The 20,728-nt window shown below is 66.5% G+C and carries 15 protein-coding genes and 1 riboswitch; of the genes, 6 read left to right on the forward strand and 9 right to left on the reverse strand.

Translation table 11 applies throughout. From position 1 onward, the window contains the following. Positions 1-145 precede the first annotated feature (145 nt). The 6 genes from ACQGNJ_RS07070 to ACQGNJ_RS07095 form a co-directional block, all read right to left on the reverse strand. A complete protein-coding gene (locus ACQGNJ_RS07070; RefSeq protein ID WP_426688530.1) occupies positions 146-508 on the reverse strand; it encodes a response regulator in 363 nt (120 codons plus the stop codon). Beyond that, the gene (locus ACQGNJ_RS07075; RefSeq protein WP_426688531.1) at positions 508-4,074 is read right to left on the reverse strand and encodes a chemotaxis protein CheB; all 3,567 of its coding nucleotides are present in this window, start codon (positions 4,072-4,074) and stop codon (positions 508-510) included. Before ACQGNJ_RS07075 ends, ACQGNJ_RS07070 begins: the two co-directional genes overlap by 1 nt. Positions 4,075-4,182: 108 nt before the next feature. Further along, entirely contained in the window at positions 4,183-4,845 is a 663-nt protein-coding gene (locus tag ACQGNJ_RS07080) for a M24 family metallopeptidase (RefSeq protein ID WP_426688532.1), read from the reverse strand. A gap of 14 nt (positions 4,846-4,859) precedes the next feature. Beyond that, on the reverse strand, positions 4,860-5,222 hold the full coding sequence (locus ACQGNJ_RS07085; RefSeq protein ID WP_426688533.1) for a DUF1304 domain-containing protein: 363 nt from the start codon (positions 5,220-5,222) through the stop codon (positions 4,860-4,862). Positions 5,223-5,465: 243 nt separating this feature from the next. Continuing rightward, positions 5,466-6,620 (reverse strand): fatty acid desaturase family protein, encoded by a 1,155-nt coding sequence (locus tag ACQGNJ_RS07090; protein WP_426688534.1) that lies wholly within the window; start codon positions 6,618-6,620, stop codon positions 5,466-5,468. Positions 6,621-6,684: 64 nt separating this feature from the next. Beyond that, the gene (locus ACQGNJ_RS07095; RefSeq protein ID WP_426688535.1) at positions 6,685-7,410 is read right to left on the reverse strand and encodes a 2OG-Fe dioxygenase family protein; all 726 of its coding nucleotides are present in this window, start codon (positions 7,408-7,410) and stop codon (positions 6,685-6,687) included. A gap of 403 nt (positions 7,411-7,813) precedes the next feature. Further along, a riboswitch (SAM riboswitch) is annotated at positions 7,814-7,929 on the forward strand. Positions 7,930-8,016: 87 nt separating this feature from the next. Here ACQGNJ_RS07095 and metX point away from each other — a divergent pair. The 6 genes from metX to ACQGNJ_RS07125 all read left to right on the forward strand — a co-directional run bounded on the left by metX (position 8,017) and on the right by ACQGNJ_RS07125 (position 16,595). Next, positions 8,017-9,054, forward strand: coding sequence for a homoserine O-succinyltransferase MetX (gene metX / locus ACQGNJ_RS07100; RefSeq protein WP_426688536.1), 1,038 nt, complete (start codon positions 8,017-8,019; stop codon positions 9,052-9,054). A gap of 41 nt (positions 9,055-9,095) precedes the next feature. Continuing rightward, on the forward strand, positions 9,096-10,283 hold the full coding sequence (metB, locus tag ACQGNJ_RS07105) for a cystathionine gamma-synthase (RefSeq protein ID WP_426688537.1): 1,188 nt from the start codon (positions 9,096-9,098) through the stop codon (positions 10,281-10,283). After that, positions 10,280-11,362, forward strand: a complete 1,083-nt coding sequence (locus ACQGNJ_RS07110; protein ID WP_426688538.1) for a homoserine dehydrogenase family protein — start codon at positions 10,280-10,282, stop codon at positions 11,360-11,362. The genes metB and ACQGNJ_RS07110 overlap by 4 nt, the downstream gene beginning before the upstream one ends. A 256-nt stretch (positions 11,363-11,618) precedes the next feature. Then, entirely contained in the window at positions 11,619-11,783 is a 165-nt protein-coding gene (locus ACQGNJ_RS07115) for a DUF6229 family protein (protein ID WP_426688539.1), read from the forward strand. A 4-nt stretch (positions 11,784-11,787) separates the two neighbouring features. Next, on the forward strand, positions 11,788-14,673 hold the full coding sequence (locus ACQGNJ_RS07120; protein WP_426688540.1) for a type 2 lanthipeptide synthetase LanM family protein: 2,886 nt from the start codon (positions 11,788-11,790) through the stop codon (positions 14,671-14,673). A gap of 155 nt (positions 14,674-14,828) precedes the next feature. Beyond that, entirely contained in the window at positions 14,829-16,595 is a 1,767-nt protein-coding gene (locus ACQGNJ_RS07125; protein ID WP_426688541.1) for an ABC transporter ATP-binding protein, read from the forward strand. A gap of 108 nt (positions 16,596-16,703) precedes the next feature. On the opposite strand, the gene ACQGNJ_RS07130 is transcribed toward ACQGNJ_RS07125, so the two are convergent. The 3 genes from ACQGNJ_RS07130 to ACQGNJ_RS07140 all read right to left on the reverse strand — a co-directional run bounded on the left by ACQGNJ_RS07130 (position 16,704) and on the right by ACQGNJ_RS07140 (position 20,723). Continuing rightward, entirely contained in the window at positions 16,704-17,300 is a 597-nt protein-coding gene (locus ACQGNJ_RS07130) for a YceI family protein (protein WP_426688542.1), read from the reverse strand. A gap of 147 nt (positions 17,301-17,447) precedes the next feature. Continuing rightward, the gene (locus ACQGNJ_RS07135; protein ID WP_426688543.1) at positions 17,448-19,112 is read right to left on the reverse strand and encodes an APC family permease; all 1,665 of its coding nucleotides are present in this window, start codon (positions 19,110-19,112) and stop codon (positions 17,448-17,450) included. Positions 19,113-19,340: 228 nt separating this feature from the next. After that, positions 19,341-20,723, reverse strand: a complete 1,383-nt coding sequence (locus tag ACQGNJ_RS07140; RefSeq protein ID WP_426688544.1) for an L-serine ammonia-lyase — start codon at positions 20,721-20,723, stop codon at positions 19,341-19,343. Positions 20,724-20,728 lie beyond the last annotated feature (5 nt).

Here is a 20,728-nt window from a genome sequence, read left to right on the forward strand (position 1 = left end):
GACAGCTCTAATGCTGTCAGTCGCGGATCTTTTCAATGCTGCGATGGCGCGGCCGGTTTGTCACCCTGAATCAGGCGTCGGGCTGGCCGGCCTGGCCGGTGCCCGAGCCCCGGCTTTCGACCTGGCCCGCCGCCGGCGAAGATGCTCAGGCGGCGCGCATGGCGGCCAGCGCATGGGTCAGCTGGCGGGTGTCATAGGGCTTCTGCAGCACGGTTTCGTTGCGCCATATCTCCGGAATGTCCTCACCGGCGTAGCCGGAGGAGAACACGAAGGGTATGCCGCGACGGCGCAACACCACGGCCACCGGGAAACTCTGTTCGCCGGCCAGGTTGATGTCGAGGATCGCCAGGTCGATCGCTGCGAGCTCGGCCAGCTCCAGGCATCTGGCCAGTCGCGCGCCCTTGATGACGCGGTAGCCCGTGGTGCTGAGGCGATCTTCCAGCATCATCGCCAGCATTATCTCGTCTTCGGCGAGCAGGATGCAGGGCAGGTGGCTGTCGGTGGTCATCAGTGCACTACCTCAAGTGGTATATCGATGGTGCAGGTCGCGCCGCCGGGGGGGAATTCGAGCGTCACCTCACCATCCAGTTCATACGGCACCCCTTCATTGATCAGGCGGGTGCCGAAGCCGCGGCGGACAGGCGGCAGCACCGTGGGGCCGCCGGTTTCCGTCCACTGCACTCGCAGCCACGGACGTTGATCCTGCAGGCGTGTCGTCCAGGTGACGGAAACCCGACCTTCGGGTACCGACAGCGAGCCGTACTTGCCGGCATTGGTGGCCAGTTCGTGCACCGCCATGCTCAGTGCCAGCGCATGCTTCGGCGGCAGGATGAGGTCGTCGCCCTGCAGGCTTACCCGCGCGTCATTGGTGCGGGCATCGTCAGGCCGGTAGGGCGCCAGCTCGTTGTTGATGATGCCGGTCAGCGGCGCGCCGAGCCATGCATCCCGTGCCAGCAGGTTGTGCGTCTGCGACAGCGCCAGCAGCCGCGACAGGAAGCTGTCCCGGAAACCCGGCAGATCGGTGGCGTTGGCGATGGTCTGGTGGGCGATCGCCTGCACCGTGGCCAGCGTGTTCTTCACCCGGTGGTTGAGTTCGGCCATCATCATTTCGGTATGCCGTTCTGCGCGCACGCGCTCGGTGATATCGCGCGCGATAAGCTTGCCGGCGAACATCGTGCCTTCGTGATCGCACACGGGCGAATAGCTGATCGCCAGCGGCACGGATTCGCCATTGGGTCGCACCCAGATCATGTCGAATTCGGCCAGCCGCGTCGGCCGCTCGTGGCTGACGAAAAACCGCCTGGTCTCCTCGGACGGATCCGGTGGCAGCAACATGCTCAACGGATGACCGACCACCTGCGTGGCTGACAGGCCGAAGATGCGCTCGGCACTGGCATTCCAGCTGCTGATCCGTTCATCCAGGGAAAAGCCGAAGATCGCGTCGCGCGAGGCGTTCACGATGGCCGCCATCCGGGCGTGCTCGTTGTTCAATTGCTGGCTCTCGGTGATGTCGACGAAGGTCAGCACCACGCCCTCGACGACATTGTCGAAGGTAAGGTAGGGACGCATGCGCAGCAGGAAGGTCGGTGCGTCGCCGTCGCCGCGCAGCATGCGTTCGGTCACCGCCATGTCGCGCAGCACCTGGACGACGTCACTTTTCAGTTCCGGGTAGTTGATGCGCGGCGAGATCTCGGTGATCGGCCGGCCCTTGTCGCCGTCGCGCAGGTGGAACAGCTCGGTCATCATCGGCGTGTAGCTGCGGATATGCAGCCCGCGGTCGAGGAAGATCGTCGCGATCTGCGTGCTGTCGAGCAGGTTGCGAATGTCGTTGTTGAGCAGGTTGAGTGCCTCGTTCTTGCTGTTGAGCTCGGCGTTGACAGTCTGCAGTTCCTCGTTGATCGACTGCATTTCCTCGGTCGAGGTTTCCAGCTCCTCGTTGGCGGATTGCAGCTCCTCGTTGACCGACTGGTATTCCTCGTTCGCCGACTTCAGTTCCTCGCTGGCCGTTTCGTGCAGGTCGATCGCGTTGTGCAGCTGCATGCGCGTGCCGCGCAATTCGTCCTCCAGCGCGTGGATGCAGGCGAGCTCGTCGCCGGACTTGCCGTCGGTAGCCGTTCCGGTCGAACGCGGTGCCGGTTCGAGCTCATGGAAGGCGACCACGCACATCTCGACCTTGCCATCGTCGCGAACATCGTCCTGGACCAGCGGTTCCACGATCAGCCGAAACGGCCGTTCATGTCCGTTGAGCAGCAGGGTCAATCCATCGCGGATCACCTGCTTGCCGCTGGCAAATGCCTGCAGTGCGGCGGCGCGCACGGCGCCGCGCAGCGGTTTGTCCAGCAGCTGAAACAGGTTGAGGCTGGCCGCGCCGGTCGAGGGCGCCAGGTAACGCCTGGTGTCGCCGCCGAAGCGCAGCACGTCGTGACTGGCGTTGATCACCACGTAAGCCGGCGACCACGGTTCCAGCGCCTGGCGCGCCTGCAGATCGATCGGGTCTTCGACATGCCTCGGTGTGGCGTGCTCGGTGCTGCTGGGGGTGCGCGGGTGCATGCTGACAAAATCCCGTGGGCGGGTATGGGCGTCGTCGCGGCGCGCGTACAGCCGCTGCTTCTTGTCCAGTTCGGTGAACAGGCGCGCGTTTCGCGCCAGTCGCTCCGACGGTCCCAGCAGCAGGAAGCCGCCGGGTCGCAGGGCATAGTGGAACGCTCGCACCAGCCGTTCCTGCAGCTCGTTGTCGAGGTAGATCAGCAGATTGCGGCAGGAGACCAGGTCCATCCGCGAGAACGGCGGGTCCTTGATCACGCTGTGCGACGAGAAGATGCACATCTCGCGGATCTGCTTGGCCACGCACCAGTCGTCGTGATCCTGGGTGAACCAGCGCTCCAGGCGCTCGGGCGAAATGCCGTTCAACGGTGACCGGTAACGTCCGGCGCGGGCGCGGCCGATCGCCTGATCGTCGATGTCGGTGGCGAAGATCTTCACCTTCAGGCCGCGTTGCGAGCCCATCGCCTCGCGCAGCAGGATCGCGATGGAGTAGGCCTCCTCGCCGGTGGCGCAGCCAGGTACCCAGATCCGCAGCACGTCGTCGCTGGCCCGGTCGGCCAGCAGCGCAGGGATCGCGATGGTTCGCAGCGCCTCGAACGCAATCGGGTCGCGGAAGAACTCGGTCACCCCGATCAGGAACTCGCGGAACAGCAGCTCATGCTCGTTCGGATGCTCGCGCAGATATTCGATGTACTCCGTCACTGTCTCGGCCTGCACCACCAGCATGCGCCGCTGGATCCGGCGCATCAGGGTCTTTTCCTTGTACTGGCTGAAGTCGTGGCCGACTTCGGCGTGCAGCAGTTCGCAGATGGTAGTCAGGTGTGCCGCGACGTCGCCGCGCACACCATCGGAACCTTTTTTGTGCTGCGCGGCATGCATCTGCTTCTGGTAGGCGAGCAATCGCGCCGGCATCTCCGCTGCCGGCAGCACCGCGTCGACCAGTCCGGTGGCCACCGCGTTGGCCGGCATGCCGGACATCGCCTCATGATCGAAACCGGACTGCGCCAGCGCCAGTCCGCCGTGATCCTTCACCGCGCGCAATCCCTGTGCACCATCGCTGCCGGTGCCGGCCAGCACCACGCACACGGCGCAGTCACCCTGGTCTTCGGCCAGCGAGGTGAAGAAGGTATTGATCGGCCAGCGATGCTCGCGCGGCGGCGCCGGCCTGGATACCTGCAGCACGCCATCGGCAATCGTCAGCGTGGCATTCGGCGGAATCACATAGACATGTCGCGCTTCCACCCGCATGCCTTGCGTCGCCTCGAGCACCGGCATCGTGGTGCTGCGGCCAATCAGTTCCGTCAGCAGGCTGTTGTGCTCGGGCGCCAGATGCTGCACCAGCACGAAGGCCAGCTCGCCATCGGCGGGCATGTGCGCGAAGAACGTCTTGAACGCTTCCAGTCCGCCGGCCGAGGCACCGATGCCGACGATCATGGTGTTGAGCGGCGGCAGTTTGCCGGCTTTCGTCGATGAGCTGCCCTTGCCGGCGGCTGCGGCGGGAGTGGGCAGGGGTTTCAGATACGACGGCATGCGGAGCAGCCTGAAATCCAGGACAACGCCCGGATGAGGCTGCAGCATAGCGTGCATGGCGTTCAACGAGGGTGATTGCGCGGCAGGCGCCCGCGGCGTTCGCGCGGATCAGCGGGTCAGCAAGTCCTCGTGGAACGCGCCAAACGGTTCGCTCGGATGTGCAATCTGGATCTCCAGGATCCACAACCCGCTCGATGGTGATGCTTCGAGGTCGCCAAGATCGCCGCCCTTGTGGATCGAATGCGGAAAGTCGCCGACCCGATGGCCCTTGATGGCGTGGTTGAGGCGCCAGCCCATCGCTGCCGCGCGTTCCCCGGCAAACGCATACAGCGCCTGGCCGCTCCATCCTCGCGTGCGCCAGGCGCTGGCCACCTCGTCGAACAGCGTGCGCGCCGCATCGGCGCAGGCCTGACGCGACGGTGCGTGGCCCACCACGAAGGTGTCGCCGACATCGCCCTCATGCCCGTCGAACACCAGCCCGAGGTCGATGAAGTAGCTGTCGTTCTTGCCCAGTTGCACGCTCGGGTCGGAGCGTTGCCGATACGTCTTGGTCGTGTTCGCACCGATGCGGATGATCACCGGATGCCACAGGCGCTCGACACCCAGCTCCCGGAAGACTTCGGCGGCTTCGAGCTTCGCCTCGTCCTCGCTGATGCCGGGGCACATGCGCTGGCGGATGCCTTGCAACGCGGCCCAGCTCCGTTCGCGCGCGCGTTGCATCAGCAGCGGATCGAAGCGCTGGCCGACACCTTCGCGGGTGGGGAAGGTCATCGACGTCGCTTCCGTCAGGCCAGGTGGATGAGGATCAGCGCGATCGCCGCGGGCAGCGCCTGGATCAGCAGGATTTTCCGTGCGGCGGTCAGCCCGCCGAAGATGCCGGCGACCAGCACGCAGGTGAGGAAGAACAGCTTCACGCTGAAGCCGGCGCCACCTTGGCCAAGCCAGAGACCCCAGACCAGTCCGGCGGCGAGGAAGCCGTTGTACAGGCCCTGGTTGGCGGCGAGCGCCTTCGATTGCTGGGCGAACTCCGCCGTGGTGCCGAACGCGCGGCGCCCGGAAGGACGGGTCCACAGGAACATTTCCAGAATCAGAAACCACAGGTGCAGCAGCGCAATCAACGCGATCACGATGTTGGCGGCAATGGACATGGCAACTCCCCTCGGATGGCTGGCCGCGGTGCTCCCTGGTCGGAGCGCGCAGCCGGGAGTGTCGCAGCCGCGTCGGTTCATCGCAAACACGAAGCAGGACGCACGGAGGAAAGCCAGCTCGCCATCGAGGGGTGGCAGAAAATACGGACCCATGGAAGGACCATGAGCCGGTGTGTGCTGTTCACATCCTGGGTACGGTCAACCCTCGGTTTTGCGGTACTGGCCCGGACAACGGCACGGCGGCTACCGGGCGGGTTGCGGCGGGCGGCCGAGTTGTCGCAGCAGGCGATAGTGGGAGGCGATGCCGGCGCCGAACGTGCGGTGCTCGCGATAGCTCACGCCGTACTCGCGGCAAGTGGCTTCCACCACGCGGGCGACCAGTGGGTAGTGCACGTGCGAGATGCGCGGAAACAGGTGGTGCTCGATCTGGAAATTCAGGCCGCCGATCAGCCAGCCCAGCACGCGGTTGCCGCGGGCAAAATCCACCGTGGTTTCCAGCTGATGGATCGCCCACGGCGTGTCGATCTGCAGGCTGCTCTCGTCCGGCACCGGGAAGGCTGCCTCTTCCACCACGTGCGCCATCTGGAACACCAGCGCCAGCAGGATGCCGGCCACGGCCGAAACCAGCGCATAGAACAGAAGCACCGTGCCGAGCGAGTGGAAAAACAGCGGCAGGCCGAACGCGAGAGTGAAGAACACCAGCTTGCCGATCACGAAGCCGGCCAGATCCCGGCCTTTCGGCCGGTCGAACGGACGCTCGCCGATGGTGCCGGTAAGCATGTCGCGGAAATCGCCGAACAGATGCCAGCGGATCGCGGTGACGCCGTACAACGGCCACAGGTAGAGATGCTGCCAGCGATGCCACGGCCGCCGCGGCTGCAGCGGCGACAAGCGACCCAGCACGCCCAGATCGATGTCGCTGTCGTGGCCGGCCACGTTGACCCAGGTATGGTGGAAGCGCGCATGCTTCCACTGCCAGATGTACGAACTGCCGCCGACCAGGTCCAGCGCCAGCGCCATCAGCCGATTGACCCAGCGCCGCTCCGAATACGCCTGGTGACCGCCGTCATGCATGATGTTGAAGCCGATCCCGGCGGTCGCCGTGCCCAGCACGAGAGCCAGCGGCAGCGCCTGCCACCAGGTCGCGGCGAACAACACCAGCGCGACATAGGCCAGTGCAAAGGTGGCGAGGATGATCGTCGTCTTCAGATACATCTGCGCGCTGTCGCGCTGGCGCGTGCCGCTGCGCTTGAACTCGGCGTCGACGCGACGGCGCAGTTCGCGATGGAACGCGTTGTCACTGCTGAACTTCAGCCGCTCGCCCCATCGATCAGCGCGGGCATCGGTTGGCAGCGGGACGGCAGAGGAGTCCCCGCGATGTGATGAATCGAGGGACATGACATGGCCTGGCGAATGATCAGGGAAGCATGGTACGCGAGCAGACGTAATGCCGGTGTTTCCGTCAGGTGATCGCCTTGAACGTCACCACCAGTACGTCGCGATGCGCTGGCCGTGACGGATCAAGTGGCGTCACCGAGGTGACCCCATGAAACACGCGGGCGTCATCGACCAGGGCGGCATCCAGCGCATGGGTGAGCGTGAAACTGCCCAGCAGGCTGCCATCGTGGGCGTGGATGGTGGTGGTGCCGCGCTCGATGTTCTCCCGCTCGATCAGCAGCACCAGCACGTAGTCGACGCCATCGCGGTGGACGCCTTCGGGGGTGGGCTCGCCGGCCTCGTCGGCGCGCGCCTCGATGCGGAACTGGTGCACCTCGACATGCCAGCGGCACACGTCTGGCGCCAGCGCGCCGAAGCAGTCGTGGCAGAAGCCGAGGATGTGGCGCAGGCTGGCACCCTCCGCGATGGCCGGCAGCACCGGTTCGAACCAGCGCAGGATGTCACCCTGCAGCGGGTTGTACTGCAGGCTCTGGTAATGCGGCTGATGCGCGGCGGCCTGCACGCCGCCTTCGACATCGGCGCGGAACGTGGCATGCCGCCGGCGCCGATGCCGGCCGCTGGCGGCCAGATAGGTGTCTGGCGCCAGATCGTTCCAACTGGCTGCAAACGCTTGCCAGTCGGTCAGGGCTTGCACCTGCAGCAGGTCGCCCATGATGGCGGCGGTGACAAAGGCAAAGCCATCGCGTTGCAGCCGGGCAGGCAGCGTGGAGGTGTCGGTGTGGGCGGTCATCCAGCTACGTTAGCAGGGCCTGCATGAAGCGGCGATCCCCAGCCCGCCGCGGCGAACGTAGGGAAGTCCCTTGAGAGGCAAGCAGAGGAGGGGGCAGAGCGCGCAGCCACACGAATGGTTCCTCCCCCTGCGCAGCAGGGGGAGGGCAGGAGGGGGGCGCTTTTGACTTTGGCCCTGCGGCGAAGAGCGACCCCACCCCCAGCCCTCCCCTGCGAGCAGGGGAGGGAGTGGAGCATCAGCCACCACGGTGCTGCCGCGCGTTGCAAAGTCATGACAGTCCCCGGAGGTGATTCGGGTTGCCGGCAGCTTGCCATTCGCGAACTGGAAAATGTAAGGAACACATATACGTCTAGATGTTTAGACGTCTATTGACAGAAAAGTGGTCAGGCTTCATGATCCGCTTCACTCATCGAGACCGGCTGAGGGACAGGCCCTTTGAAGCCGGGGCAACCTGCGGAGCGTTTCCGCCACGGTGCCAACTCCTGCGGGGATGCTTCGGCATCCACCGGTAGATGGGCGTGATGCGGTTCGCGGCGTTCCGCCGTCGTGCCATGGATCACGACCTCTCCGGTAGCGCGCAGGGCGATGCCGACCGGAGAGCGCGAGATGACCTTCCTGCCCGAAGCCTGTTGTAACCGGACGCACTGCAGCGAAGCGGCCGACGCTGCGCTGGTGCCGCCGGCCACGCCGAGCGCGCGCCTGACGGCCCAGCGCGGCAGCCGGCAGCTGACGCTGCGGCCGAAGTACGGCAGCGGCCCCCGCGCGGTCGAGGTGAGCTACGCCTGGCAGGGTGCGGCCGGTGCACCCACCGTGATCGTGCAGGGCGGCATCTCGGCCGACCGCAACGTCAGCGCAGCGACCGGCGATGCGGCAACTGGCTGGTGGCAGGAGCTGGTCGGCGACGGCGCGGCGATCGACCTGGCGCGTTGCCGCGTGCTGGCAATCGACTGGCTGACCCCGGCCCAGCTCGGCACCGCTTCGATTTCCAGCGAGGACCAGGCCGATGCGCTGGCGGCCTTGCTGCGCGAACTCGGTGTGGCGCAGGCGCATGCCTTCGTCGGTTCGTCCTATGGCGCCATGGTCGGACTGGCCTTTGCGGCGCGTCACCCGCGCAGCGTCGACCGGCTGGTGCTGCTGGCCGGCGCGCACCGGGCGCACCCGCTCAGTACCGCGCAGCGCAGCGTGCAGCGCGGCATCGTGCGGCTGGGCCAGGCCAGCGGTCGGGTCGACGAGGCATTGGCGCTGTCGCGGCAACTGGCCATCACCACTTATCGCGGCAATGCCGAGTTCGGCCGCCGTTTTGCCGGCGCAGCGGAGTTTCGCGACGACCGCTTCCATTTCCCGGTCGAGGATTACCTGGAGCATCAGGGCCGTCGTTTCGTCGAGCGCTTCGACGCCGACCGCTTCCTCGCCCTGTCCGAGTCGATCGACCTGCATGACGTGGCGCCGGAGCAGGTTGCCGTGCCCGCCACGCTGATCGGCTTCCCCTCCGATCGGCTGGTGCCGCTGGCCGACCTGTGCGAACTGCAGCGCCGCCTGCGCGGCCCGGCCACGCTGGAAGTGGTCGAGTCGCCGTATGGCCACGACGCCTTCCTGAAAGAGCCCGAGCAACTGGCGCCGCTGTTGCGCGAAGCACTGGCCTGATTCCCTTTCCCAAGAACACCGCAAGCACCGGAGATGCCCCGATGACCGATTCCGCCCCCTGTACCCGCGCCGTCCGCGCCGGCATCGAGAGCGACACCCAGCACGGCGCCGTGGTGCCGGCGCTGCACCTGTCGACCAACTACAGTTTCGCGGGCTTCGGCCGCAAGCGCGCGTATGACTACTCGCGCAGCGGCAACCCCACCCGTGACCTGCTGGGCGAGGCGCTGGCGGACCTGGAGCAGGGCGCCGGCGCGGTGGTGACCTCCAGCGGCATGTCGGCGGTGTCGCTGGCGCTGGAACTGGTGCCGGCCGGGGCCACCGTGCTGGCGGCGCATGATTGCTACGGCGGGACCTGGCGGCTGCTCGACGCCTGGGCGAAGAAGGGTCGCTTCACAGTCGAGTTCGCCGACCTCACCGATCCGGTGGCGCTGGCCGCGGGGCTTGCCCGCAAGCCGGCACTGGTGTGGGTGGAGACGCCGTCGAACCCGCTGCTGCGGATCACCGACATCCGCCACGTAGCGCAGGCCGCGCACGCAGTGGGCGCCTTGCTGGTGGTGGACAACACCTTCCTGTCGCCGGCGCTGCAGCAACCGCTGCTGCTCGGCGCCGACGTGGTGGTGCATTCCACCACCAAGTACATCAATGGCCACAGCGACGTGGTCGGTGGCGCGGTGGTGGCGCGCGACCAGGCGGTGGCCGAGCAACTGAAGTGGTGGGCCAACTGCAACGGCCTCACCGGCGCGCCGTTCGACAGCTACCTCACCCTGCGCGGCCTGCGCACGCTGGGCGTGCGCCTGCGCCAGCACCAGGAGAGCGCGGTCCGCATTGCCGAGCAACTGGATGCCCATGCGGCCGTGCGCAAGGTGTACTACCCCGGTCTGGCCAGCCACGCTGGCCATGTGCTGGCCGCCCGCCAGCAACAGGGCTTCGGCGCCATGCTGAGTTTCGAGCTGGATGGCGACCTCGACCAGATCGAGGCCTTCGTCGACGGCCTGCAGTATTTCTCGCTGGCCGAGTCGCTGGGCGGGGTCGAAAGCCTGATCGCGCACCCGGCCACGATGACCCATGCCTCGATGGCGCCGGAGGCACGCCGCACCGCCGGCATTTCCGACAGCCTGCTGCGGCTGTCGGTGGGCATCGAGGACGGCGACGACCTGCTGCGCGATCTCGACGCGGCGCTGGTTCGCGCAGCGGCGGCAAAGACGTCCAAACGCCGGGTGCCCGCATGAGCGCGGTGCTGGCCGAGCGCACGGCACTCCCGCACGCGGCCGCCGCCCCGGCGATCGCGATCGTTCTGCTCGGTACCGGTGTGGTCGGCGGCGCCTTGCTGAAGCTGCTGAATACCGCGGCCGCCGGTTCGCTGCGGCTGGTCGGCGTGGCGAATTCGCGCCGGCAGCAGACCGAGCCGGCGCGGCTGGCCCAGCGCAATCTGCGCGAGCAGCTGAATCGCGAAGGCGCGCCCCGCGACAACGCCGGCCTGCTTGCCGCGCTGGATGCCAGCGGCGCGGCGGTCAAGGTGATCATCGATGCCAGCGCCAGCACGGCGCTGGCATCGCGCCATGCCGAATGGCTGGCGCACGGCTACCACGTGGTCACCGCGAACAAGGCGCTGGCCGGTGGCGAGCTGTCCGGCTGGCGTGCGCTGCAGGCAGCGTTGGTCGGCGGCAGCCGCTACGGCGATTCGGCCACGGTGGGGGCCGGACTGCCGGTGCTGTCGACCCTGCGTCGGCTGCGCCTTTGCGGGGACACCCTGCTCACCCTGGAAGGCGTGTTCTCCGGTTCGCTGTCATGGCTGTTCAACCAGTACGACGGCAGCCGCCCGTTCTCCGAACTGCTGCGCGAGGCGCGCCAGCTCGGCTACACCGAACCGGACCCGCGCTCGGACCTGTCCGGCGAGGACGTGGCGCGCAAGCTGCTGATCATCGCGCGCAACGCGGGCTATGCGCTGGGCAACGACGAAGTGCAGGTAGAGGATCTGGTGCCGCCGTCCTTGCGCACGCTGGATACGGAAGCCTTCATGACGCAGCTGGATGAACTGGACGCCACGCTGGCGGCGCGCCATGCCGCGGCCAGTGCCCGCGGCTGCGTGCTGCGCTTCCTGGCGCGATTGAACCAGCGCGGCCAGGCCCGCGTCGGTCTGACCGAAGTGCCGCTCACCCATCCCGCCGCGCGGCTGTACGGCACCGACAACCAGTTCGCGCTCACCACCACCCGCTACCACAGCCAGCCGCTGGTGATCCAGGGCCCGGGTGCCGGGCCGGAAGTGACCGCGCAAGCGTTGCTGGGCGACGTGCTGGCGCTGGGCTGAGGCGGGCATTTCTGTGCGGTTTGGCCTACACCCGACTGTGCCGCGTATCACAATAATGCTTTCTCGCCACTCCCTAACATCGGCGTCGGGAGGTTGCTTCAACCTCCCGCGTGTCGGCAAGGGTTACGGGATGTGACGGCTCGGCATACATCAGTGCACTAGGTTCGTGCACGCATGATTTCGTTCTGTTCCGCACCCTCCGCACGATTCCTGAAACTTCCAGCGAGGTGATGTTATGGATAATCACGGTGCAGACATGATCGCCCAGTGGCGCGACGACGCTGAGCAAGGCAACCCTGCCGGTCCGCTGTTCAGCGGCGGCGCGTTCGCCGAGGCCGAAATCACCAGTGAGGCCGCCATCAGGACGATTGGTGGATGCGGCACGGCCTGTACGGGTTCGTATACCCGTTATTGCTGCTGATCGCATGGCGTCCCCTGCGGACGCCGGCAATTTCAACGCTTCACTGGGTTGCCTGTACTCGTCCGGCATGGACGGACTGGCAACCCAGCTTGCGCAGATCGCCGGACTTCATGCGAATGAACGCGACGCCATCCTGACGGCTTTGCGCGAATCTCTTTGTGCGACCTTGCATGCCCGACTGAGTCGGGTGCTGGTGCTTGAGCTCAACGCCGCGCGAGTGAGCGGGCGATTGCAAGGCGGGGAAGGCGCGCAGCGCTGGGAAGAATTTCTCGAATTGTCGTCCGGACAGGATTTCTGGAACAGTCTGGTCGAGCACTATCCGAACCTGTTGGCACGCATCGACAGCATCGTGAGCAATCGCTGCGCCGCCGCCTGGCAATTCGCCCAACGCTGGGTAGCGGACCGGGCCAGCCTGTCGTGCCTGTGTGGCGGCGAGCCGGGGCAGTTGCTGGAAGTGAGTTTCGGCGCCGGTGACAGCCATCGCAGCGGGCAGACCGTCGCAGTGTTGCGCTGCGAAGCCGGGCGAATGGTATACAAGCCGCGCTCGCTGGCCGTGGACGCCACGCTGGCCCGATTCCTCGAAGGGCTTGCTGACGATCATTCCACCCCGCTGACGATCCGCGTGCCGCGCGTCGTCGATCGAGAGGACCATGGCTGGACCGAGTTCGTTGGTCATCGCCATGCCGCGGACGACGACGAACTGCTCGGCTTCTATCGCGGCATTGGCCATTGGCTGGCCATCATGCGGCTGCTCGGCGGCAGCGACCTGCATGCGGAAAACCTGATCGCCCACGGTGCAAGCCCGGTGGTGATCGATTGCGAAACGCTGTTCACGCCGAAGATTCCACCGTCACCCTCCGGTTTTGGTCAGGCGCCGGATCGTGCTGCCGAACTCGTCGCGGGCACCGTCCTGAGCATCGGCATGTTGCCGGGGCGGGGCGCGGGGCTCGGCTGGCGCGGAGTCGACACATCGGCCGTCGGCTCGTTGCCGGGCCAGCAGCCCCTGCTGCCCCAGCCGGACATCCTCAATGCCGGCACGGACGAGGCATATGTGGGTACCACGATGGTCGAGGCCCGCGCTGCGCAGAATCACCCGAGCCCGCAGCCAGCGCTGTCGAGATACTGGCCCGAGGTCATCGTCGCTTTCGATGCCATGACCGCCACCTTGCGTCGGCTGGATGACGCCGGCAGCCTGCTTGCACGACTGGAGCCGTTTGCCGATTGCCGTATCCGCGTGGTGACGCGCGCCACGGAGGTCTATGCCGAGTTGGCGCGGATGTTGTGGCACCCGGTGTCGCTGCACAACGAGCAGAACGCACGAGGACGCGCGCACGATCTGCTCGCACGGATGGCCGCCAATGTATCGATCGCGCCAGGTGACCCGGCCATCATCGACGCCGAGATCGCCGATCTCCTGGAAGGCGACATCCCGTTCTTCGCCACCACCCCCGGCAGCGGACGGCTGGAAGGTCCGCGCGGTACACGCTGGCGCCCGCAGACGAACCTGATACTCGCGGCGCTGGATCACTGGCGCGCCGCCGACCTGTTGCTGGAGCGCCACGTGATCCAGGCGGCCCTGATCAGCGCCTACATCAACCAGGGCTGGATGCCGGAGGAGGTCTCGTTATGGCCTGCCCATGCGAAGCACGGCAACCTGGACCTGCGGCGACGCACCGAGGCGGCGCGTATCGTGCGCGAGCTCGCCGCCACGGCCATCCACGGCGACGACGGCAGCGTGGCCTGGATCGCGCCGGTCTTCGACCCGGTCACCGGCTGGTCGGTACAGCCGCTGGCGCAGGATCTCTACGGCGGCACTTCGGGCATTGCGCTGCTGATCGCGGCCTACCTGCGCGAAACCCGTGCCGGGCGCGCCGACCGCGTCGAGGGTCTGGAGGAACTGCTGGCCGGGGCCCTGGTGACCCTTGATCTGGCCGAGGCAAAATGTGAGAGCCAGCGCAGGGACACCATCAAGGTCCGGCCGCTGCCTCCGGGCGGCTATGTTGGCTTGGGCTCGCTGATCTGGACGCGCCTGGTACTGGCTTCGTGGGGCATGGATCGCGGTGATGGATGCGCTCGTGCATGCGCGCTGGCCGACAGCATGCCGGATGCGGCCGCCGCCGCCGAAATGAACGACGTGCTTTCCGGCATCGCGGGCGCGATTCCGCCGCTGCTCGTGCTGGCACGACAGACAGGTGATGCGAACTACCTGCAGATGGCCTGCGGGCTCGGTGACCGGCTCTGTGCGCAGGCCGTGCATGATGGCGATCGCGTTTACTGGGTGCATGAGCACTGGCCGAAGGGCGTGGGCGGATTCGCGCACGGCGTTACCGGTATCGGCTGGGCACTGACCCGGCTGGCTCGGGCCACAGGCGAGAGCCGTTACGAGGAAACCGCGTGGGCGGCGTTCGCTTTCGAAGATGCCTTGTTCGATCACGAGGAACAGAACTGGCTGGATCTGCGCATGCTTCCCGGTGCGAAGACCGCCGCCGCATGGTGCCATGGTGCGGTCGGTATCGGCCTGGCGCACCTGGATCTCGACCCGCAATTGCAGCATCCGGCAACCCGCGAGCTGTTGCGTCGCGCGGCGGCCGCCACCTGGCGCCAGGGCCTGGGCTGGAACCATTCCGCCTGCCACGGCGATGCTTCTGCGTGGCAGCTGCTCGATGCGGCGATCGCAGCAGGCGAAGGTCCGCGCGACCTTACGCGCGAAGCCCTGTTGGAGCACCTGCTCACCAGCATCGAGGAACATGGGGCGGTGTGCGGCATGGTTCGCGACACCTTCTCGCCGGGGCTGCTGTCAGGCGTAGGCGGCATCGCCTATCAGCTGCTCAGGGCACATCCGCAGAGCAGGTTGCCGTCGATGCTCACGCTGGGAGGCGATGCGCTCTGAACGTGCATGCCGCTGAGGCCGAACTGCAAACGCCGTACTGGCGCCTGGATGGCGACAGCCCGCAGCGCCCGGGTTTGCCGGCGTTGATCCGGCGCCTGGCGATGGCGGCGCGGCCGGTCGCAAGCATTCTCCGGCAGGCGGCGCCCGGATTGTCCGTGATCATCGTTCTGGCCCAGATTCTCGCCGGTGCATCCACCACGTGGACTCTGCTGCTGACCACCCGGGTGCTGGATCGGCTGCTGGGGCAGGGACTGAATCTCGAACAGCTGCGCCTGGCGCTGCCAGTGCTGTTGCTGCTCTGCGGGGTCTGCCTGTTGCGCATCGGGATGGATGCCGCCACCTCGATCGCGAAAGCACGGCTGACGCCGAAGGTGCACCGCCTCGCCGAAGAGCAATTGTTTGAAGTTAGCCTGGCGGTGGATCTCGCGTCCTTCGACGATCCCGGTTTCTATGATCGCCTGCATCGGGCGCGGGATCGCGGCCTGATGCACATGGAGAGCGCCACGGCCAGCCTGGTCGAAGTCTTCAGCGCCATGTTTTCCGTGGCAGGCGCCGCGCTTGCGCTGTTCCTGTTGCACCCGCTGCTGTTGCCCTTGCTGCTGCTGGCGCTGCTGCCGGAAGGTTGGGCCGCCCTCAAGGCGGCAAGCCTGCAATACGCGGCCATGCCGACGACCATCGCGCTCACCCGTCAGACCCAGATGATGGCCGAGCTCGCCACGCAGCGCGAGGCGGCGCCGGAGATTCGCGCCAATCAGGCGCAGGACTATGTGCTGTCCGAGTACCGGCGATGTGCCGTGGAGCTTGAGCTTCATCTGGTGAAGCAGGGCATGGCTGCAGCCAGGGCGACGACGTTGGGGCAACTTCTCTCCGGCCTGGGGCAGCTGGGCACCTATGTGGCGCTCGGAATGATGCTGTACGCGCGATGGCTGGACCTGGCTGCGGCCGGTACCGCAGTCATCGCCATCCGCACCGCCAGCGCCGCCCTGTCGAGGCTGATGCTGGTCTCGCGCGAACTGTTCGAAAAAGGCCTCTACATCAGCGATTACCGGGAATTCATCGAGCAGTCGCGACCGTCGAAGCGTCCAGCGGCGGATGTCACCGCACCGCCGAAACCGGGGCGGATCGAATTGAGCCATGTCGGTTTTCATTACCCAGGTGCGGCGCGCCCCGCATTGCGGGACGTATCGCTGACCATTCAACCCGCCCAGACGATCGCACTGGTCGGCGAGAACGGCTCCGGCAAGACGACCCTGGCCAAATTGATCGCCGGGCTGTACCAGCCGAACTCCGGGCGCATCACCTGGGATGGCGTCGATCTCCGTGCCATGGCGCCGGAATCGCTCGCCGATCGCATTGCCATGGTTCTGCAGGAACCGGTCCGTTGGCCACGCAGCGCGCGCGACAATATTCGCCTGGGTCGCCATGATCGCGCGGACCCGCATGACGAGTGGCTGTTGCGGGCGGCCCGCGATTCCAGCGCGATCGACGTCGTGGAGCGATTGCCCCAACGCTGGGACACCCTGCTGTCGCGCCATTTCCACGGCGGACAGGATCTCTCCGGTGGCCAGTGGCAGCGAATGGCCGTGGCCCGTGGGCTCTATCGCGATGCGCCGCTGGTCATCTGGGACGAGCCGACGGCGTCGCTGGATGCCAAGGCCGAACAGGCCGTCTATGAGTCACTGCGCACCATCGCGCTCGATCGTACGGTGATTCTCATCACGCACCGGCTGGCCAGCATCCGCAACGCAGACCGGATCTTTTTCCTCGAACATGGCGCCGTGGTCGAACAAGGGCGTCATGAAGAGCTTTTGCAGACAGGCGGTCGCTATGCAGAACTGTATCGCCTGCAGTCCAGACTCCACGGTGCCGAGGTGCCCGGGTCCGCTGAACCCCCGGGGTCGCTTCACGCGTGGAGTTACTGATATCCATACTGCTTTCGTCTGTCGCCACTGAACCGAGCGACGCGATGCGTGCCAGCGCCGATCGGCCGTTGTGGAGTCCTTGCGTCGTCCGGCCATGGCTGGTATCGCCTATTTGACGGCGATCGCCTCGACCTGGATGCGCAAGGTCACGGTCATGTCGAAACCGTAGTCCTTGCCGGCATCCATGCCGTAAGCGTCGCGCTTGAAAGTGGCCAGCGCATCGGCACCGCAGACCTCGCGCTTGAGCATCGGATGCGGCATGCACTTGAAGCTGTTGATCTTCAGGTCCAGCGGATGGGTGACGCCGTGCAGGGTCAGCTGGCCGCTGACCCGGGTCGGCGCGCCGTTGACGAAGTCGACCAGCTTGCCGGTGTAGCGGGCCTGCGGAAACTTCGCCGTGTCGAACAGTTCCTCGCCCTGCGTGCCCGCGTTGAGCTGGTCCTGGCCGAAGTCGGCGCTCTTCATGTCGACGGTGACGTCCACCGTGCCGGCGCCGGCGGCCTTGTCCAGCATCACCACGCCAGTGCTGTGGTTGAACTTGCCGCGCCACACCGACAGCCCGCCCATGTGATCGGCCTCGAAGCTGGGATAGGTGTGGTCAGGATCGATCCGGTACTTCACCGCAGCGGCGCTGGCGCCGGTGGCCAGCGAGAGCAGGGCGAGCATGCCCAGTGCGGTGATCGAGGTGCGGACTCTGGACGACATGGGTGACTCCATGGCTGAAGGTGGCATGCAGCCGGGCGTGGATGCATGTTCGAACGACGAACGGAGCGATGCGCTTTCGACAGGGTGGCAGACACAAATGAAAACGCGCGGCCCGGGCCGCGCGTTTTCGTTTGAACGGTGGGGCGATCAGTGCCCGGTGATGCGCTCCGAATTTTCCTCGTCCGGCGGCACCAGCGGCGCATCCGGATCGGTGTGCGCCTCCAGCTGGGCGGCCTCGATCGACGGCGTGCGCCAGCCGGACTTCACGCCCCACACATAGAACACCAGGCCGATCACCGCGACCACGGCCAGGTCCCAGCCGTACGGCAGGTAGCCCAGGCCGCCGAACTTGGTGCTGCCCACGCGCGAGACGATTGCCAGCGTGATCAGATAGGCCACCAGCCACCACGCGCCTTTCATCTGCTTGCCGAACTCATGCCAGCCACTCTTGTACTGGTAGTACAGGTACACCGGCAGCGCCACCACCATCAGCAGGATGATCTCGCCGGTCAGCGGCCACTTGGCCCAGTACAGCAGTTCGGCCGACATGATGAAGGCGATGCCGGCGATGATCGGCAGGCCGACCAGGCGGAACGGGCGATGCAGTTCCGGCGCGGTGCGGCGCAGGGTCATCACGCTGACCGGGCCGGTGAGGTAGGAGATGATCGTGGCCACCGAGATCACTGCCGCCAGCGAATCCCAGCCGCGGAAGAAGAACAGGAACAGGAACGACACCACCAGGTTGAGCCACATCGCCGGGCGCGGCACGCCCCACTTCGGATGCACCATGCCGAAGATCTTCGGCAGCGTGCCGTTGCGTTCCATGCCGTAGATCATGCGGGCGGTGGATGCGGTGTAGGTCATGCCGGTGCCGCTGGGGCTGACGAACGCATCGGCGTACAGCAGGATCGCCAGCCAGTTGAGGTTGACGATGATCGCCAGCTCGGCGAACGGCGAGCTGAAGTCGATGCCGTGCCAGCCGGCCTTGACCAGCATGTCCGGCGGCACCGCGCCGAGAAAGGCGATCTGCAGCAGCACGTAGATCACCGTGGCGATCACGATCGCGCCGATGATCGCGAACGGAATGCTGCGCCCCGGGTTGCGCGCTTCGCCGGCCAGGTTCACCGGGCTCTGGAAGCCGTTGAAGCTGAACACGATACCCGCGGTGGCCACGGCGGTGAGGATCGCCGCGAAATCGTTCGCATGGTGGCCGCCGTTGGCGCCGACCGAGAAATTCTCCGAGTGGAAGCCGCTGGCGATCAACGCCACGCCGGTGGCTGCCGGGATCACCATCTTGATGACGGTGATCACGCTGTTGGAGCGCGCGAACAGCTTCACGCTCCAGAAGTTGAGCAGGAAATAGACCACCACCAGCACCGCCGCGAAAGCGAGCCCCAGGTGGCTCAGCTCACCGTGCTGGCCGGGCGCCTTGTGGTAAAGGTCTTGTGCCCACTGCCACTGCCAGCCGGACATGTATTGCACCGAAGCCTCGGCCTCGATCGGGATCACCGAGACGATCGCGATCCAGTTGGCCCAGCCGGCGATGAAACCGACCAGCGACCCGTGCGAGTAGTGACCGTAGCGCACCATGCCGCCGGATTCGGGAAACATCGCGCCCAGCTCGGCGTAGGTCAGCGCGATCGTCATGATGATCGCCGCGCCCAGCACCCACGCCCAGACTGCACCGGGGCCGGCCAGCTTGGCCGCGTTCCACGCGCCGAACAGCCAGCCGGAGCCGATGATCGAGCCGAGGCCGGTATACATGAGGGCCATCGGGCCGACGTCGCGGTGAATCGCGCGTTCCTGGGTCATGGAGGGTTCCCGTATGCGGCGCGGAGCACGCCATAAAGGGGTCGATGGTTGCAGAATTCGGCGGTGGATGTCACGTACCGGCGGTCATGGAGGTCACTGTGCTCCCTCTGGGGGAAAGGGTCCCGACCGAAGGAGGCCCGCCTGCAAGCGGGCGGGGCGCTCGTGATCTGATCTATGGGTCAGCGCAAAAGCTATTGCTTCTGCGCCATGCGTCGCGACGTTTTCAGCTCAGCACTCGATCACGTTGACGGCAAGCCCGCCCCGTGACGTTTCCTTGTACTTGTCCTTCATGTCCCGCCCCGTATCCCGCATCGTCTTGATCACCTTGTCCAGCGAGACGCGGTGCTTGCCGTCGCTCTTCAGCGCCATGCGACTGGCGTTGATCGCCTTGACCGAGCCCATCGCGTTGCGTTCGATGCAGGGGATCTGCACCAGGCCGCCGATCGGGTCGCAGGTGAGGCCGAGGTTGTGTTCCATGCCGATCTCGGCTGCGTTCTCGACCTGCATCACGTTGCCGCCGAGCGCGGCGGTGAGGCCGCCGGCGGCCATCGAGCAGGCCACGCCGACCTCGCCCTGGCAGCCGACTTCGGCACCGGAGATCGAGGCGTTTTCCTTGTACAGGATGCCGATGGCGGCCGCGGTGAGCAGGTAATTGATAATGCCTTCGTCGTCGGCCTTGGGGCAGAAGCGCAGGTAGTAGTGGCCGACGGCAGGCACGATGCCCGCGGCGCCGTTGGTCGGTGCGGTGACCACGCGGCCGCCGGCGGCGTTTTCCTCGTTGACGGCCAGCGCGTACAGGTTGACCCAGTCGAGAATGGTCAGCGGATCCCTCAGCGCGGCTTCGGGCTGGTTGCGCAGATCGGCCAGCATCGCCGGCGCGCGGCGCGTCACCTTCAATCCGCCGGGCAGGGTACCGGGCGAGCGCAGGCCGCGCTCGACGCAGTCCTTCATGGCTTGCCAGATGGTCAGCAGGCCGGCGCGGGTTTCCGCCTCCGGTCGCCACACGCTCTCGTTGGCCATCATCAACTGGGCGATGGTGAGGTGGTGCTGCTTGCACAGCGCCAGCATTTCGTCGCCGCTGCTGAACGGGTAAGGCTGCGCGGTGGTGTCGGCGACGATGCGGTCTTCGGCGGCTTCGTCGGTATTGACCACGAAGCCGCCGCCGACCGAGTAATAGTCGCGGCTGGCCAGCTCGTTGCCGTCGGCGTCGTAGGCGGAGAAGCGCATGCCGTTGGTGTGGAACGGCAGCTTCTGGCGCTTGTTGAAGACCAGGTCGGACTTTTCGTCGAAGGCGACCTCATGCTTGCCCAGCAGCCGCAGGCGAGCCGTGCCGCGGATGCGTTCCAGCGTGGCGGGAATCTGGTCCGGATCGACGGTGTCCGGGTGCTGGCCTTCGAAGCCGAGCAGCACCGCCTTGTCGGTGCCGTGGCCGCGGCCGGTCATGGCCAGCGAGCCGTACAGCTCGGCGCGCACGCGCACCACGCGGTCGAGCACGCCTTTCTCTTCCAGCCAGCGCTCGGCAAAGCGCGCAGCGGCGCGCATCGGCCCCACCGTATGCGAAGACGAAGGTCCGATGCCGATCTTGAACAGGTCGAATACGCTGACGGCCATGGTTG

The organism is Rhodanobacter ginsengiterrae, assembly GCF_050026815.1.
Taxonomy (GTDB): domain Bacteria; phylum Pseudomonadota; class Gammaproteobacteria; order Xanthomonadales; family Rhodanobacteraceae; genus Rhodanobacter; species Rhodanobacter ginsengiterrae.